The sequence below is a fragment of the Bacillus sp. FSL R9-9497 genome (genome assembly GCF_038005805.1).
In the GTDB taxonomy this organism is placed as follows: domain Bacteria; phylum Bacillota; class Bacilli; order Bacillales; family Bacillaceae_G; genus Bacillus_A; species Bacillus_A cereus.
On sequence record NZ_JBBOTY010000001.1, the window covers coordinates 155,001 to 171,288 of the forward strand.

Consider the following 16,288-nt stretch of genomic DNA (forward strand, 5'->3'; position numbering starts at 1 on the left):
TCGCTCAACGGATAAAAGCTACCCCGGGGATAACAGGCTTATCTCCCCCAAGAGTCCACATCGACGGGGAGGTTTGGCACCTCGATGTCGGCTCATCGCATCCTGGGGCTGTAGTCGGTCCCAAGGGTTGGGCTGTTCGCCCATTAAAGCGGTACGCGAGCTGGGTTCAGAACGTCGTGAGACAGTTCGGTCCCTATCCGTCGTGGGCGTAGGAAATTTGAGAGGAGCTGTCCTTAGTACGAGAGGACCGGGATGGACGCACCGCTGGTGTACCAGTTGTTCTGCCAAGGGCATAGCTGGGTAGCTATGTGCGGAAGGGATAAGTGCTGAAAGCATCTAAGCATGAAGCCCCCCTCAAGATGAGATTTCCCATAGCGTAAGCTAGTAAGATCCCTGAAAGATGATCAGGTTGATAGGTTCGAGGTGGAAGCATGGTGACATGTGGAGCTGACGAATACTAATAGATCGAGGACTTAACCATATAATATGTAGCAATGTTATCTAGTTTTGAAGGAATATGCATTGAAATTTCTTCTTGACATTTCGAAAGAAATGTTTATAATGATAAAAGTCTGGTAATGATGGCAGAGAGGTCACACCCGTTCCCATACCGAACACGGAAGTTAAGCTCTCTAGCGCCGATGGTAGTTGGGACCTTGTCCCTGTGAGAGTAGGACGTTGCCAGGCTAATATTATTCCGCAGTAGCTCAGTGGTAGAGCTATCGGCTGTTAACCGATCGGTCGTAGGTTCGAGTCCTACCTGCGGAGCCATTATGCTTCCATAGCTCAGCTGGTAGAGCACTTCCATGGTAAGGAAGAGGTCACCGGTTCAAGCCCGGTTGGAAGCTTGGGAATAGGTTTAAAACTTTTTTGGCCCGTTGGTCAAGTGGTTAAGACACCGCCCTTTCACGGCGGTAACACGGGTTCGAATCCCGTACGGGTCACCACTTTTGGAGGATTAGCTCAGCTGGGAGAGCACCTGCCTTACAAGCAGGGGGTCGGCGGTTCGATCCCGTCATCCTCCACCATATATATTTAAAATGTCGGAGGGGTAGCGAAGTGGCTAAACGCGGCGGACTGTAAATCCGCTCCTTCGGGTTCGGCAGTTCGAATCTGCCCCCCTCCACCATTTTCTTTAAAATAACCTGAGAGGGTTTATTTTTTTGAAAAGATAACCATACTAGTAAATATTAATGGGCTATAGCCAAGCGGTAAGGCAACGGACTTTGACTCCGTCATGCGCTGGTTCGAATCCAGCTAGCCCAGCCATTTACGAGCCATTAGCTCAGTTGGTAGAGCATCTGACTTTTAATCAGAGGGTCGAAGGTTCGAGTCCTTCATGGCTCATCATTTTTGCGGAAGTAGTTCAGTGGTAGAATACAACCTTGCCAAGGTTGGGGTCGCGGGTTCGAATCCCGTCTTCCGCTTAATTAATAAGGGGCCTTAGCTCAGCTGGGAGAGCGCCTGCCTTGCACGCAGGAGGTCAGCGGTTCGATCCCGCTAGGCTCCATCTAAATAAAAAAGCTTACATCATATGATGTAAGCTTTTTTTGTGTTTAAAAAGACAGCTTTTATACTTGTCGTTTAAAATGAAGAAAACGTAAAAATAAGGGATGGGGAGATAATTGTGAAAGTTGTTATTGCATCTGATTCATATAAAGAAAGCCTAAAAGCTATAGAAGTATGTGGAGCTATTGAAAGAGGTTTTAGAGCAATTTTTCCTAATGCAGAGTATGTGAAAATACCAATTGGAGATGGAGGAGAAGGGACGGTTGAATCACTTGTTGATGCTACAGGGGGGAGAATTATATCAATTAGTGTGACAGGACCGCTTAGAGAAGGTATACAAGCTTTTTATGGCATTTCTAAAGATAAAAAGACAGCGTTTATTGAAATGGCAGCAGCATCAGGATTACAGCACGTTCCAGTTGAAAAGCGCAACCCACTTATTACAACGACAAAAGGAACAGGAGAACTTATATTACATGCGTTAGATCAAGGAGTGGAGTACATAATTTTAGGACTTGGAGGAAGTGCTACAAATGATGGTGGGGCAGGTATGTTAGCAGCTTTAGGAGTAAGATTTATAAATGACAAGGGTGAAATAATAGATCCATCTGGAGGCACATTACATTCGATTGTTGCTATTGATTTTTCACGAATGGACCCACGCTTAAAGGGGGTAAAGATAGAAGCGGCATGTGATGTGGATAATCCATTAGTCGGAATGCAGGGAGCATCTTTCATATTTGGGAGACAAAAGGGTGCAAATGTAGAGATGATGAAAGAGCTAGATGAGAATTTACAACATTATGCGAATATGCTTAAACGATATGTATCTTTTGATGTATCTGAAATACCTGGTGCAGGGGCAGCGGGAGGAATGGGAGCGGCTGTTATTTCAGTGTTAAAGGGAGACTTGCGGAGGGGCATTGAAATTGTATTAGATTATACAAATTTCGATAAACATATAGAAGATGCAAATCTCATTATAACTGGTGAAGGTAGAATAGATAAACAAACTGCATATGGAAAGGCTCCTGTGGGTGTTGCGGGGCGTGCAAAACGTTTTTCTGTGCCTGTAATTGCTATTGGAGGGTCTGTATCATCTGATTATTCAGCTGTGTACGAGAAAGGAATAGATGCGGTATTTAGTATTACAACGAGACCGATGACACTAGAAGAAGCATATAAAGTAGCAGAAGAAAATATCGAAATGACAACAAAAAATATTGCAATAGTATGGAAAATAGCATCAGAAAAACACTTCTAAATGTAGGAGTGTTTTATTATTATTATTTAATAATAGTGATTGCGATTGTTTCATTAAGTTAACTTTATACATAGAATAGTCTTGAAATTTGGTTTTCAGTATGAATATAAGTGAATAAATTGTATATCCATACAGAAAAATGTCGAGTTGAGTCAGACTATATAAAAGATTTAAAATATTTAGTGAAGGCATAAAAGGGGGATACTATCTATGAAAAAAGAAATCTCAGTTATTGGAGTTCCAATGGATTTAGGACAGATGCGTCGTGGAGTTGATATGGGACCGAGCGCGATCCGTTATGCAGGGGTAATTGAAAGAATTGAAGAAATTGGATATGACGTTAAAGATATGGGAGATATATGTATAGAGAGAGAAAAAGAGATAGATGAAAATACAAAATTAAGAAACCTTACACAAGTTGCAACTGTATGTAATGAATTAGCAAGTAAGGTGGATCATATTATAGAAGAAGGTCGTTTTCCACTTGTATTAGGTGGTGACCATAGTATTGCTATCGGTACATTAGCTGGTGTAGCAAAACATTATAAAAACTTAGGCGTTATTTGGTATGATGCACACGGTGATTTAAATACAGAGGAAACTTCACCATCTGGAAATATTCATGGTATGTCACTTGCAGCAAGTTTAGGTTATGGACATTCTTCACTTGTAGATTTGTACGGAGCATATCCAAAGGTGAAAAAAGAGAATGTCGTAATTATCGGTGCGCGTGCATTGGATGAAGGAGAAAAAGATTTCATTCGCAATGAAGGTATTAAAGTGTTCTCAATGCATGAAATTGATCGTATGGGGATGACGGCTGTTATGGAAGAAACAATCGCATATTTATCTCATACTGATGGTGTACACTTATCATTAGATTTAGACGGTCTTGATCCTCATGATGCACCAGGTGTTGGAACGCCTGTAATTGGCGGTCTATCTTATCGTGAAAGTCATTTGGCGATGGAAATGTTAGCAGAAGCTGATATTATCACATCTGCTGAATTTGTTGAGGTAAATACGATTTTAGATGAGAGAAATAGAACGGCAACAACAGCAGTTGCTTTAATGGGTTCTTTATTCGGTGAAAAACTAAAATAAATGTAAGAAAAGCAACTGAGAAGTTGCTTTTTTTATTTGAAAATAGGCGTATAATAATGATTTATATTATACTGTACAATAAAAATGTTTGACATCTTACCAATTTGAGCTAAAGGGGGTTGTTTGTAATTGTCGTTTGTTTCATGTATGGTATAATTAACTAGTTGTTGGAAATACATACAGATAGAGCATAAAACAATATTTCAATATATGGATAGAATTGCTCGTAAGTAGGAGGAAGGGATAGCATGCCTTTTGAAGATACGACCATTTTGAAATATCTTAGTACGGCATTAGATATTGCCATTGTATGGTTTATTATATATAAGCTAATTCTTATAATCCGAGGGACGAAAGCTGTTCAACTTTTAAAAGGGATTACAGTTATTATCGTCGTTAAGATGATAAGTATTTTCCTTGAATTGCGTACGCTATCTTGGCTAACTGAACAAGTATTAACGTGGGGATTTTTAGCCGTTATTATTATCTTTCAGCCAGAATTGCGAAGAGCACTTGAGCAGCTAGGGCGCGGAAGTTTATTTTCGCGTGTTGGAACAAATGAGGATGATGAACCTGAAATGGTTGCAACAGCGATAGCAAAAGCAACCGAATATATGGGGAAACGTAGAATTGGTGCATTAATTACTTTGTCAAAAGAGACCGGTATGGGTGATTATGTGGAAACGGGTATTCCGCTTAATGCAAACGTATCATCGGAATTACTTATTAATATTTTTATTCCAAATACACCTCTTCATGACGGAGCGGTAATTATGCAAGGAAGTACAATTAAAGCAGCAGCATGCTATCTTCCATTATCAGAAAGTCCGTTTATTTCTAAAGAATTAGGAACTAGACATCGTGCTGCCATGGGAGTTAGTGAAGTTACTGATAGTATTACAGTAGTTGTGTCTGAAGAAACTGGTCAAATTTCTTTAACGAAAAATGGTAAGTTGCATCGTGATTTGAAGACAGAACAGCTGAAGGATATGTTATTAGCTGAATTTAGTGGAAACGAAAAAACGACTTCTTCGTCTTTATGGAATTGGAGGAGAAAGCGTCATGGATAAGTTAATGGAGAATCATTGGTTTTTAAAAGGGATCTCATTACTATTGGCGTGTATGCTTTTTATGTCAGCGACGTTAACTGAAAAAAATACGACATCAGGTATATTACCTTTTGCAAATGATACGAAAGAAACATTAACTAATTATGCTATTAATCTTAAGTATGATGAGGAGAAATATATTGTAAGTGGTATTCCAGCAGAGGGCGTTAAGGTGAAATTAGAAGGCCCAAAAGCATCAGTTGCTACAGCAAAAGCAAAAAAACAATTTGATATACCGATTGATTTGCGAGATAGTCCAAAAGGAACTTATGAGATTTCTTTAAAAACGAACGGGCTTCCAGATGATGTGAAAGGAACAGTTCAGCCATCAACAATTAAAGTTACTCTTCATGAAAAGGCGAGAAAATATGTTCATGTAGATCTGAAATTATCAAATGAGGATCAGATGCCAGCGGGGACTACACTAGAAAAATCAAGCCTTAAACCGGATACTGTTGAGGTAGTTGGGACGAAAGAAGAAATTGAAAGTATTTCATCTGCCAAAGCGTATGTTGATTTAAAAGGTGTTAATAAAACTGTTACAAAAACGCCCGAAGTTACATTATACAATAAAGAAGGAAAACGTTTAAATGTAAGAACAAGTCCATCTAAGATTAGTGTAACGTTGAATGTGGCAACGCAAACTACAGCCAATAATACTGAAAAAACTGTTCCTGTAACGTATACGAAGAAGGGGAGTTTAGCAGAAGGATTGGCAGTTACAAATATCAGTGTTGAGCCGAGAGAAGTAACTATAGTTGGTCCAAAAGATATTTTGGATAATATACAATCGCTAGAGGGGGTCGAAGTAGATCTTAGTCAATTGACAGAGTCTACAACATTCGATGCCTCTGTTTTATTACCCAAGGGTGTAACAAGTGCAAAACCGAATCAAGTGAAGGTTTCGGTGGGAGTGCAAAAAACAAAACAAACGAAAACAAAAACGATTGATGGTATCCCAATCCAGCAAAATGGACTTTCTAAAGATGTTACTGCTCAGCTACTTTCGCCGCAAGATGGAAAGATAAGTGTTGATATTTCAGGAGAAGCAAGTATAGTAGATAAAATAACAGCTGCTCAAATAACAGCGGTAATTAATCTGCAAAATGTATCTCCAGGAACGAAAGATATTTCCATTCAAGTGAGTGGTCCTGGTAATATTTCAATAGAGCCAAAACAAAAAAGTGCTAAAGTTACTATTGTGAAGAAAGAAAAACCAGATAAAGAAGTACAGGGTAACGGTCAACAACCGGATTCAAACACCGATCAAGAAAATCAAAATGAGAAACCAAAAAATCCTGAACCTGATTCAGAAAAAGAACAGGAAAAGAATCAAAACCAAAATCAAAATCAAGATAAAGATAAAGATAAAGAAACGAGTCAAGAACCAACAGTAGATAATCACAATCAAAAAGAGCAAGAAAAAGGAGCGAATCATAATGGGTAAATATTTTGGTACAGATGGAGTACGCGGAGTTGCAAATAAGGAGTTAACACCTGAATTAGCTTTCAAAATTGGACGTTTTGGTGGTTATGTATTAACAAAAGATACAGATCGTCCAAAAGTAATTATCGGTCGTGATACACGTGTATCTGGCCATATGTTAGAAGGAGCTTTAGTAGCAGGGCTATTATCAACTGGAGCAGAAGTAATGCGCCTTGGCGTTATTTCTACACCGGGCGTTGCTTATTTAACAAAAGCACTAGACGCACAAGCGGGTGTTATGATTTCTGCATCTCATAATCCAGTACAAGATAACGGTATTAAATTCTTTGGTTCAGACGGCTTTAAATTAACAGATGAGCAAGAAGCTGAGATTGAAGCTTTATTAGACAAAGAAGTTGATGAACTACCACGTCCGACAGGTACTAATCTTGGACAAGTGAGTGATTACTTTGAAGGTGGACAAAAATATTTACAGTACATTAAACAAACTGTTGAAGAAGATTTCTCTGGCCTACATATCGCTTTAGATTGTGCACATGGTGCAACTTCTTCTCTAGCTCCATACTTATTTGCAGACCTAGAAGCTGATATTTCAACGATGGGAACTTCTCCAAATGGTATGAATATTAATGAGGGTGTAGGATCTACACATCCAGAAGGCTTAGCTGAATTGGTAAAAGAAAAAGGTGCGGATATCGGACTTGCTTTTGATGGCGATGGCGACCGTTTAATTGCTGTAGACGAAAAAGGAAACATCGTTGACGGTGATCAAATTATGTTCATTTGTGCGAAGTACATGAAAGAAACTGGTCAATTAAAACATAATACAGTTGTTTCAACTGTTATGAGTAACTTAGGTTTCTACAAAGCACTTGAAGCAAATAATATTACAAGTGATAAAACAGCAGTTGGTGACCGCTACGTAATGGAAGAAATGAAGCGCGGAGGTTACAACCTAGGTGGAGAACAATCAGGCCATATTATCTTACTTGATTACATTACAACTGGTGATGGAATGTTAAGTGCACTTCAACTTGTAAACATCATGAAAATGACGAAAAAGCCATTATCTGAGCTTGCAGGAGAAATGACGAAATTCCCACAATTGCTAGTAAACGTTCGTGTAACAGATAAAAAATTAGCATTAGAAAATGAAAAAATTAAAGAAATTATTCGTGTTGTAGAGGAAGAAATGAACGGTGATGGCCGTATTCTTGTTCGCCCATCTGGAACAGAGCCACTTATTCGTGTAATGGCAGAAGCACCAACACAAGAAGTTTGTGATGCATATGTACATCGCATTGTAGAAGTTGTGAAAGCCGAAGTTGGCGCTGAATAATTAGCTGAATTTATATGAAAAAGGAGCACAAAAAGTGCTCCTTTTTCATATGTTTTATAGACGATGAAAAAAATTTCATTGACGGTTTATCCATGTTTGTTATAAGATGGTCTTGTTCTTTTTCTCAAAGGAAATATTGTAAATTATAAAAGCGCCAGAACTACAAATAGTGTAGTTGACGAGGTGGGGTTTATCGAGATTTCGGCGGATGACTCCCGGTTGTTCATCACAACCGCAAGCTTTTACTTAAATCATTAAGGTGACTTAGTGGACAAAGGTGAAAGTGTGATGAGAGAAGAGGAACGGATGAAAACTAGCTGTATAAGTATATACGGACTTAAACCCAATCGAGAGGAAGGTGAAAGCCGTTACAAGCTTACAGGGCTAGCAATATGTAATCCGTTTTTTAGTATAAATAAAAATGGTATCGGACTATGTCGTTACATGTTCGCAGAGCAGTGTAAGCATTTGTAACGGCGACTAAACATGTGTGGAATCGTAGGATTTATTGGAGAGCAAGATGCAAAGGAAATTTTATTAAAAGGTTTAGAAAAGCTAGAATATCGTGGATATGATTCAGCAGGTATTGCAGTACAAGCAGAGAACGGTGTTGTTGTATACAAAGAAAAAGGCCGTATCGCAAAACTTCGTGAAATCGTAGATGAGAACGTAGCAGCAAGCGTAGGTATCGGACACACACGCTGGGCTACACACGGTGTTCCAAGTAAAGTAAACGCGCATCCGCATCAAAGTACATCAAAACGCTTTACATTAGTTCATAACGGTGTAATTGAAAACTATGAATTAGTGAAAAAGGAATATTTACAAGATGTAACGTTCGTAAGTGAAACAGATACAGAGGTTATCGTACAGCTTATGGAACAACAAGTGAGCACAGGATTAAGTGTAGAAGAAGCGTTCCGTAATACGCTATCTCTTTTACATGGCTCTTATGCAATCGGATTACTTGATGCTGAAAATCCAAACATGATTTATGTTGCTAAAAACAAAAGCCCGCTATTAGTAGGTGTTGGTGACAACTTTAATGTTGTGGCAAGCGACGCTATGGCGATGTTACAAGTTACAGATCAATTCATTGAGTTAATGGATAAAGAAATCGTAATCGTAACGAAAGAAAGTATTACAATTAAAAACTTACAAGGTGAAACGATTGAACGTGCACCGTTTACAGCGGAATTAGACGCAAGTGATATTGAAAAGGGAACATATCCTCATTTCATGCTTAAAGAAATCGATGAGCAACCACTTGTAATCCGTAATATAATTCAAAAGTATCAAGATGAAAATGGCGAAATTGAATTAAATCAAGACATCCGCAATGCGATTTTAGATAGCGATCGTATTTACATCATTGCATGTGGAACGAGTTATCATGCAGGTCTTGTTGGAAAACAATTTATCGAGAAGTTTGCAAAAATGCCAGTTGAAGTACACGTGGCAAGTGAATTCTCTTACAACATGCCATTATTAACAGAAAGACCATTCTTCATTTACATTTCACAAAGTGGTGAAACAGCTGATAGCCGTGCAGTACTTGTACAAACAAATGAAATGGGCCATAAAGCATTAACAATTACAAACGTGCCTGGTTCTACGCTTTCTCGTGAAGCTGATTATACACTTCCGTTATACGCTGGACCAGAAATTGCAGTTGCATCAACGAAAGCTTACACAGCACAGCTTGCAGTACTTTCAATTTTAGCGGCTGATATTGCTAAAGCAAAAGGTGAAGTTCTTGATTTCGATTTAACACACGAACTAGGACTTGTAGCAAATGCAATGATAGAACTTTGTGATCAAAAAGAAGAAATGGACGCATTAGCAAAACAATTTTTAGCAACAACGCGTAACTGTTTCTTCATCGGACGTAGCGTAGACTTCTACGTAGGATTAGAAGGTGCGTTAAAACTAAAAGAAATCTCTTACATCCAAGCAGAAGGATTCGCTGGAGGAGAGTTAAAACACGGTACAATCGCTTTAATTGAAAATGGTACACCAGTTATCGCACTTGCTACACAAGAGCACGTAAACCTTGGAATTCGTGGTAACGTGAAAGAAGTAGTAGCACGCGGAGCTAACCCATGTATCATCTCAATGAAAGGCTTAGAAATGGAAGGTGACAGCTTCGTATTACCAGCTGTACACGAAGCACTAGCACCGCTAGTAGCAGTTATTCCATTACAACTTATCTCGTACTACGCAGCACTTCACCGCGAGTGTGACGTTGATAAGCCACGTAACTTAGCTAAGTCTGTTACTGTTGAGTAGGAGATTGGTAGGTTAATAAATATAGTTATGCGTTTGAAATAAATTTTGATAGTTTATAATAAATTAAAACTAAGAAAAGAACTCTGTAAAAATCATTTTACAGAGTTCTTTTAGTTATTTATTGTTTTACATAACAAATTGTTACTTGTTCGTCTATGTGGAAAATCTGTAATGCTTTACCATCTAAATTTTTAACCTCATATGATGAATAAATAGGTCTTTCCAATTTCACTTCTTGACCATTTTGAGTTCCTTTTTCCACCATTAGCGTTAACTGATGGGAAGAAACGTCTGCTTGGTATGTTCCTGTTAAGTAATTATCTTTATTTGGATAAGAACCATTTGCATATGTTTCAAATGTCTTATCTGCTTTTAGGACTAACGTAGTTTTGACTCCGTCTCCGTAATCAATACCCCAATTACCTACAAGCTCTGTACCGTCTTTATAGTTGTTCTGTACATTCTTAAACTTAGCGGAATCCTCGTCTGGTGTATCAATTTTTCCTTTGAATATACCAGTTGTATCTTGGGTACTGTATGTTTTAACTGTATTACCACTAGATAAACTCGGTGAGTTAGAAGAACTAGTACCACTTGTTGTAGAAGTAGTTGTTGAACCACCCTTAGCTTCCGCTTTTAACTTATCAAATACAGGTTTCCAAATGCGTTTTGCTTCATCTAATTTATTGTTTGCTTTATCTATGATTGCATCATCCGTATCTTTAAGTGTTTTAGAGTAATCAAATAACTTCGATACTTCTTTGAAAGATTCTTTTAACTTTTGAACAGCTTTTACAATTTCCTTATGATCTTCCTTGTATTTTCCTGGTGCATCTATACGCTCTATTTTATTAAATACTTTATCTAAGTCTTTAATACTATCTCGTACCTCTTCATTTGACTTACTTCCCTTTTTATTATCCCTCACAGAAGCATCATAGTAATCTAGACGTCTTAATAAGTCTTCTTCAATGTCTACCATAAGTTGTGGGTAATCCTCAGGTAAAACCATAATCATCTTAACATCTTTACTTTCTTCTTTTGAGTTAGTTGATTTTTCCTTTGTTTCAGATGATTTACCTTCTGTCTTAGTTTCTTTACTTTCTTGTTTACCAGATTCAGCATTTGTTTTTTCTTTTTCTCCAAATAAACTAGTTACACTACAAGCTGACATAGAAACTACTAATCCGGATGCTAGTAAAATTTTACCTGTACTCTTTTTGAAATTCTTCATATGATTTTTCAATTCTCCCTCTAAAAACATAAAATAGATGTGCTTTAGCCCCTTTAAAACTAAAAAACATACCCCTTCTATATTTATTTTATAATACCTTTCTATGTATAATATTTTACAATTAATTACAGATGCAGTCAAAATTTATCTTAGTTTAACGATGTTTACAAAAAAGATGCGAAGCTTTATTCTTCAAGTAAAGATTCTAAGTGAGTTTTGATTAAAATTTTTTTATAAAAATCTCATACTTAGTTAAAAAGAGTAATTCTATTTTGATCAATCGCTTTTTCAAAATGGATTTTTTTGTTGTTAAATAAAGATTTATGACTTCATTTTTATCAAATTTTATTCCAAACCAACATATAGTTATAGCTTTAAAATAAATTTACAAATTTGTATCTAAAAGGGGTATTTTTGTGTCGAAAAAGAACATCTAAAATTGATAAGCGGAAAGAGCCCTATAGATTAAAGTTTTACTTTATCGGATTCACTTTTATTTATCTGAATTTTCCGTTACTATTTTAAGTATCCGTGAACAATTTCCTTTATTACGACAAGAAGAGACGGTAGATTCATGGACATTACAAGGGGGCTTATTATATGAAAGTGAAAGCAAAAACATATTTAAGTATAGAAGAGATTATTTCATTACCAACCGTATCAAGTACAAACATAAGTGATGATGGTAAAAACGTATCATTTGTTAAGAAGACGGCTGATTGGAAAGACAATATATATAGGAATCATGTATGGATATATGAAAAAGATAAGAAGCAGAGTTACCCATTATCAAATGGTGATATAGATAGTACACACCCATTATGGTCTCCAGATGCTAGGTGTATCGCATATCTTAGTCCAGTTGGTGATGGGGGAAATCAGATATTTGTTAAGTCACTAGATGATTATAGAGAGGTTCAAATTACTGATGAGAAAGAAGGAGTCAGTACATTCAAATGGGGTCCTACTGGCAAGGGTCTTTATTATGTTACGCAGTCAAAAGAATGTGAAGAGATAAAGAAACGTAAGGACCTATATGGAGATTTTCAACATATTGGTAAGGAACACCAGAATAATTGTTTATATTACATTGAAATAGAAAAGGTGATACAAAGTGATACAGATGAACACGAGAACAGAGTTGTTTATCAATTAACGGATGGTAAGGATTTTCATATCCATGAATTTGATATTTCAAATGATGGTAAAAAGGTTGTATTTATGGCGACACCAAGCTCAAATATGGCAGATTATATAAATGGAGATCTATACATACTCCATATTAAAGCTGGAGAGCTACAAAAGCTGAATGTGGATAAGTTGTTGGGAGGGAGTGTTTGCTTTTCTCCTGACGGCAGTAAAATATGTTACACAGCAAGCATAAGAGAGAAGGATTACTATAGAAACCATATACAAGATAGTACGTTAGAGATATATGATATGAATACTGGAGAGGTAATTCAGCCTCTAACAAACTTTGATAGTACAGTTATGCCATTACAGTGGACAGCTAAAGGAATTTTAATTAGATGGCAGGATAAAACGAATTATCGTATTGGATTGCTAGCCGAAGATGGCACTGTGGAAGCATTAAGCGACAAGGTAGATGGCTTTATAATGGATGCCTCTATAACAAAGGATGGAAATCATATAACCTATAATAAGGCTATAACAAATGAAACCTTTGAAATCTATTTAGACGATAAAAAAATAACGGATGAAAATAGCTTTTTCAAAGGGAAACTTAAAAGTAACAGGGAAATCATCTCATGGAAAAGTAGTGATGGTCTTGAAATAGAAGGTGTTTTATCAACGCCAGTAGAGTTTGACACTAATAAAAAATATCCTTTATTAGTAGTAATTCACGGTGGTCCGGCTTGGGCATCTTTTCCGATATTTTCAGACTGCTTCAATGAGAAATATCCGATTGAACAGTTTGTTGAAAAAGGCTTTATCGTTTTAGAGCCAAATTACAGAGGAAGTTCAGGTTATGGTAATGAATTTTTAAAAGCTAACTATAGAAAACAGGGGATTGCTGACTACGACGATGTTATATCAGGAGTTGATAAACTAGTTGATCAAGGGATAGTAGATAAAGATAGAGTAGGAGTTATGGGATGGAGCAACGGTGGATATGTATCAGCTTTCTGTTCTACATTTAGTAGAAGGTTTAAAGCTATTTCAGTTGGCGGTGGAATAACTAACTGGAGTACCCATTATGTAAATACAGATATACCTTACTTTATTAGAATGTATTTAGGAAATACTCCATGGAATGATCCAGATATATATACGAAGACATCACCTATGACGTATATTAAATCAGCTTGTACGCCTACCTTAATTCAACATGGGGAAAAGGATGCAAGAATTCCAATTACAAATGCATATGATCTATATCAAGGATTAATGGATATGGAAGTTGATACAGAATTAATTATATTTAAAGGAATGGCATATAGTTCTGACCAACCAGGAGTTCATGTGGCTATTATGAAGCAGAACTTGATGTGGTTTTCACACTATATGCTTGAAGAGAGTATGGAGGGTTTTAGGACTTTGTAATAGATGTTTGTACAAGATATATGATTGAAACGGTCTTCATATTGAGATGATTTATTATAAAATATATACTTAAACTACTATCAGTACATATATCAGGGAGGACTAATATGACAGGAAATAAAAATGACTTATTAGTAGAAAAACGTGAAGAGTTATTGAAAGTATTGCAAGCTCGTTTTGAGAAAAACATGAACCGCCATGAAGGTCTTGAATGGGCTAAAGTTGAAGCGAAGATAGAAGCTAATGCTGAAAAATTATGGTCACTTAACGAAATGGAAGTAACTGGTGGTGAGCCGGATGTTATTGGTTATGATGAAGAAAAGGACGAATATACTTTCTATGATTGTTCAAAGGAGAGTCCTAAAGGCCGCAGAAGTCTTTGTTATGATCTTGAAGCGTTAGAATCAAGAAAAAAGCATAAACCAGAAAATAACGCTATTGATGTTGCCAATGCTATGGGCATTGAACTATTAACGGAAGAACAATATCGGGAATTGCAACAACTTGGAGATTTTGATATGAAATCATCAAGTTGGGTACAAACACCTTCAGATATTAGAGAGCTTGGTGGTGCTCTATTTTGCGATTATCGCTTTGGACATGTTTTCGTGTACCACAATGGAGCAGACTCTTACTATGCTGCCAGAGGTTTTCGTGGTTCGTTAAAAGTTTAAATTAGGATAAATAAGAAAAAGAGCCTATATTCAGGCTCTTTTTCTTATTTATATTTTAAAAGTAAATTGTTACTACGCAGTTTTACTTAATTTATATATTCCGTGGTTGTTTTTACGGAAAAGTTTAGGGAAAACATAGCCATCTAATCCAATACGTCCAGCGTTCTGCCCTGCAACTAAAATGAACATAGTCAAAATAAGCAGGTTTGGGTTTACACTAACAGTTCCGCTTAATAAAAATGAAAGATTCATTATGATTCCGAAAAATGCAGCTGTTTTTGTTAATCCGCCTAAAATTAAACCTAGACCTACTAAAATTTCTCCCCATTGAACTAAAAAGCTAAATAGTTCTGCGTTTGGAAGGACAAAATGTTGAAGGAAATCTGCCCACCAACTTTGTACTGCAGGGTGGTCCCCTGATGCTTGAGCAATAGCACCCTTTAGAAAGCCACTTGCGTCAAAAGATTGTCCGAAGACTTTGCCTATCCCAGCAGCGAACCATGTATACCCTATGTAAAGCCGTAAAAGTAATAATATGAAAGTAGCACGTTTATCAGTTCTTAAAAAATTGATAACCATTGAAATCCCTCCAATATTGTATTTACACGTTTATTATATATCCAATGTGAAAAGATTCACAATGGAGAGAATGTGAACAAGGATAGGTTGTGAATAATTGTTTTATTTTTTGTAACATTTTATCTGCTTTGATAAACTAAGAATAGAGATATATGTAAAGGAGACAAAGACTCAATATGTGGATGAACTTGTAATGATTAGAAACTACTAGATAGATAAATTTTGCTCTCATAAGCGAGGGTTTATTTAGTTATCTGTAAATCATTCAAGGAATGCATATTTGGCTTGTACATCCCTTTTATAAGGATAGGTGTCTATTTTATGTATCTGTCTTTTTTGTGGGAAAGTTTATATCTCTTATATAAAATATGCGTCCTTTAAACTTGGAGGAGTATATGATGAACCAATTAAAAAATAAAGTAGCAGTTATTACAGGGGTAAGTCGTCTAGATGGTATAGGGGCAGCGATTTGTAAAGAATTAGCTGAATCAGGATACGATATATTTTTTACGTATTGGACAGCTTACGATAAAGAGATGCCTTGGGGCGTTGATAAAAATGAACAAATACAATTAAAAGAAGAGTTACTAAAAAACGGTGTTAAAGTATCAAGTATGGAGTTAGATTTAACTCAGAATGATGCACCAAAAGAGCTTATAAATAAAGTTACTGAACAATTAGGGTACCCTCATATATTAATTAATAATGCAGCATATTCTACGAATAATGATTTCTCTACGTTGACTGTTGAAGAATTAGATAAGCATTATATGGTAAATGTTCGTGCGAGTACCCTGTTAAGTAGTCAATTTTCTCGGGGATTTGATAAGAAATCTGGTGGTAGAATTGTTAATATTACTTCGGGGCAATTTCAAGGTCCTATGGCAGGAGAACTAGCTTATGCGACAACGAAGGGAGCTATTGATGCTCTTACTAGTACGTTGTCAGCAGAGGTAGCTCATTTAGGAATAACAGTGAATGCAATTAATCCAGGACCAACCGATACAGGATGGATGACTGAAGAGATAAAACAAGGGTTAAAGCCGATGTTTCCTTTTGGCAGAATTGGTGAGCCAAGGGATGCAGCTAGACTCATTAAATTTCTAGTAAGTGAAGAAGCCGAGTGGATTACTGGGCAAGTTATTCATTCAGAAGGTGGATTTAAAAGATAAAAA

12 protein-coding genes, 9 tRNA genes and 2 rRNA genes (1 of these 23 running past the window's edge) are annotated in these 16,288 nt (G+C 36.7%); 21 read left to right on the forward strand and 2 right to left on the reverse strand.

The features are described 5' to 3' along the window. The 18 genes from MKY21_RS00885 to glmS form a co-directional block, all read left to right on the forward strand. Positions 1-481: ribosomal RNA gene (locus MKY21_RS00885) — 23S ribosomal RNA — on the forward strand (it extends 2,442 nt beyond the left edge of the window). A gap of 90 nt (positions 482-571) precedes the next feature. Further along, positions 572-687, forward strand: a 5S ribosomal RNA gene (rrf, locus tag MKY21_RS00890). 9 nt (positions 688-696) lie between these two features. Continuing rightward, positions 697-771: transfer RNA gene (locus MKY21_RS00895), tRNA-Asn, on the forward strand. Between the two features lie 4 nt (positions 772-775). Beyond that, a tRNA-Thr gene (locus MKY21_RS00900) sits at positions 776-848 on the forward strand. Positions 849-872: 24 nt separating this feature from the next. Then, a tRNA-Glu gene (locus MKY21_RS00905) sits at positions 873-947 on the forward strand. A 5-nt stretch (positions 948-952) separates the two neighbouring features. Next, a tRNA-Val gene (locus MKY21_RS00910) sits at positions 953-1,028 on the forward strand. A 17-nt stretch (positions 1,029-1,045) separates the two neighbouring features. Further along, positions 1,046-1,129: transfer RNA gene (locus MKY21_RS00915), tRNA-Tyr, on the forward strand. A gap of 65 nt (positions 1,130-1,194) precedes the next feature. Continuing rightward, positions 1,195-1,269, forward strand: a tRNA-Gln gene (locus tag MKY21_RS00920). 5 nt (positions 1,270-1,274) lie between these two features. Then, a tRNA-Lys gene (locus tag MKY21_RS00925) sits at positions 1,275-1,347 on the forward strand. Between the two features lie 8 nt (positions 1,348-1,355). Next, positions 1,356-1,427, forward strand: a tRNA-Gly gene (locus MKY21_RS00930). 10 nt (positions 1,428-1,437) lie between these two features. Further along, positions 1,438-1,510: transfer RNA gene (locus MKY21_RS00935), tRNA-Ala, on the forward strand. Between the two features lie 117 nt (positions 1,511-1,627). Further along, entirely contained in the window at positions 1,628-2,773 is a 1,146-nt protein-coding gene (locus MKY21_RS00940; RefSeq protein WP_061664882.1) for a glycerate kinase, read from the forward strand. A gap of 210 nt (positions 2,774-2,983) precedes the next feature. Next, entirely contained in the window at positions 2,984-3,877 is an 894-nt protein-coding gene (gene rocF, locus MKY21_RS00945; protein ID WP_000711563.1) for an arginase, read from the forward strand. 248 nt (positions 3,878-4,125) lie between these two features. After that, a complete protein-coding gene (cdaA, locus tag MKY21_RS00950) occupies positions 4,126-4,947 on the forward strand; it encodes a diadenylate cyclase CdaA (RefSeq protein WP_001115698.1) in 822 nt (273 codons plus the stop codon). Next, entirely contained in the window at positions 4,940-6,433 is a 1,494-nt protein-coding gene (locus tag MKY21_RS00955; protein WP_000359596.1) for a CdaR family protein, read from the forward strand. Before cdaA ends, MKY21_RS00955 begins: the two co-directional genes overlap by 8 nt. After that, positions 6,426-7,772 carry a phosphoglucosamine mutase gene (gene glmM / locus MKY21_RS00960; RefSeq protein WP_000521476.1) on the forward strand — a complete coding sequence of 449 codons (1,347 nt, stop codon included), beginning with the start codon at positions 6,426-6,428 and terminating at the stop codon, positions 7,770-7,772. The genes MKY21_RS00955 and glmM overlap by 8 nt, the downstream gene beginning before the upstream one ends. Positions 7,773-8,060: 288 nt before the next feature. After that, on the forward strand, positions 8,061-8,246 hold the full coding sequence (locus tag MKY21_RS00965) for a hypothetical protein (RefSeq protein ID WP_001206405.1): 186 nt from the start codon (positions 8,061-8,063) through the stop codon (positions 8,244-8,246). A 12-nt stretch (positions 8,247-8,258) separates the two neighbouring features. Next, positions 8,259-10,061 (forward strand): glutamine--fructose-6-phosphate transaminase (isomerizing), encoded by a 1,803-nt coding sequence (gene glmS / locus MKY21_RS00970; RefSeq protein ID WP_000334163.1) that lies wholly within the window; start codon positions 8,259-8,261, stop codon positions 10,059-10,061. Between the two features lie 118 nt (positions 10,062-10,179). On the opposite strand, the gene MKY21_RS00975 is transcribed toward glmS, so the two are convergent. Next, on the reverse strand, positions 10,180-11,307 hold the full coding sequence (locus MKY21_RS00975) for a DUF3994 domain-containing protein (RefSeq protein ID WP_016118993.1): 1,128 nt from the start codon (positions 11,305-11,307) through the stop codon (positions 10,180-10,182). 588 nt (positions 11,308-11,895) lie between these two features. On the opposite strand from MKY21_RS00975, the gene MKY21_RS00980 reads away from it, so the two are divergent. Together MKY21_RS00980 and MKY21_RS00985 are read left to right on the forward strand one after the other, a co-directional pair. Further along, entirely contained in the window at positions 11,896-13,860 is a 1,965-nt protein-coding gene (locus tag MKY21_RS00980) for a S9 family peptidase (RefSeq protein ID WP_268500906.1), read from the forward strand. Positions 13,861-13,967: 107 nt separating this feature from the next. Further along, a complete protein-coding gene (locus tag MKY21_RS00985; protein WP_000147389.1) occupies positions 13,968-14,534 on the forward strand; it encodes a DUF4256 domain-containing protein in 567 nt (188 codons plus the stop codon). A 72-nt stretch (positions 14,535-14,606) separates the two neighbouring features. Here MKY21_RS00985 and MKY21_RS00990 read toward each other — a convergent pair whose 3' ends face one another. Beyond that, positions 14,607-15,113, reverse strand: a complete 507-nt coding sequence (locus tag MKY21_RS00990) for a DoxX family protein (RefSeq protein ID WP_341075260.1) — start codon at positions 15,111-15,113, stop codon at positions 14,607-14,609. Between the two features lie 395 nt (positions 15,114-15,508). On the opposite strand from MKY21_RS00990, the gene MKY21_RS00995 reads away from it, so the two are divergent. Then, a complete protein-coding gene (locus MKY21_RS00995) occupies positions 15,509-16,285 on the forward strand; it encodes an SDR family oxidoreductase (protein WP_001987627.1) in 777 nt (258 codons plus the stop codon). Positions 16,286-16,288: the final 3 nt, after the last annotated feature.

Excerpts from the sequence above, each read along its gene's own strand:
- MKY21_RS00990 (WP_341075260.1), bottom strand. The coding sequence starts at position 15,113 with ATGGTTATCAATTTTTTAAGAACTGATAAACGTGCTACTTTCATATTA.
- MKY21_RS00965 (WP_001206405.1), top strand. The coding sequence starts at position 8,061 with ATGAGAGAAGAGGAACGGATGAAAACTAGCTGTATAAGTATATACGGA.
- glmS (WP_000334163.1), top strand. The coding sequence starts at position 8,259 with ATGTGTGGAATCGTAGGATTTATTGGAGAGCAAGATGCAAAGGAAATT.
- MKY21_RS00955 (WP_000359596.1), top strand. The coding sequence starts at position 4,940 with ATGGATAAGTTAATGGAGAATCATTGGTTTTTAAAAGGGATCTCATTA.
- cdaA (WP_001115698.1), top strand. The coding sequence starts at position 4,126 with ATGCCTTTTGAAGATACGACCATTTTGAAATATCTTAGTACGGCATTA.
- MKY21_RS00985 (WP_000147389.1), top strand. The coding sequence starts at position 13,968 with ATGACAGGAAATAAAAATGACTTATTAGTAGAAAAACGTGAAGAGTTA.
- glmM (WP_000521476.1), top strand. The coding sequence starts at position 6,426 with ATGGGTAAATATTTTGGTACAGATGGAGTACGCGGAGTTGCAAATAAG.
- MKY21_RS00995 (WP_001987627.1), top strand. The coding sequence starts at position 15,509 with ATGATGAACCAATTAAAAAATAAAGTAGCAGTTATTACAGGGGTAAGT.
- MKY21_RS00980 (WP_268500906.1), top strand. The coding sequence starts at position 11,896 with ATGAAAGTGAAAGCAAAAACATATTTAAGTATAGAAGAGATTATTTCA.
- rocF (WP_000711563.1), top strand. The coding sequence starts at position 2,984 with ATGAAAAAAGAAATCTCAGTTATTGGAGTTCCAATGGATTTAGGACAG.